1 protein-coding gene is annotated in these 267 nt (G+C 60.7%); it reads left to right on the top strand.

Going from position 1 to position 267, the window contains the following annotated elements:
• Positions 1–267, top strand: a 267-nt coding sequence (locus tag AC0IYH_RS31885; protein ID WP_471838280.1) for a DinB family protein, incomplete at both ends; no start/stop codon positions are given.

Genomic DNA, 267 nt, shown 5'->3' with positions numbered 1-267 from the left:
CCGATACCCTGCCCAAGCTCGATGAACTCGACCGCAGGCTGACGGCTGCCAACCAATGGCTGGCCGGGTACCTCGATGGCCTCGCGCCTGGGCAACTTCAGGAGCCCATTCGCTTTGTTTTCGTGGATGGCAAACAGGGCATGTTGAGCCGTGAAGAAGCGATCTTTCACCTGATCAACCACGGCACCTATCATCGCGGCGCCATCGGCCATGCACTCGACCGGGCTGACGGCAACCGGCCCGCCGATACCTACACGGTATTTATCC

The sequence above is a fragment of the Pseudomonas sp. AC463 genome, assembly GCF_979253585.1.
This window is presented reverse-complemented; position numbering and strand designations above follow the sequence as displayed.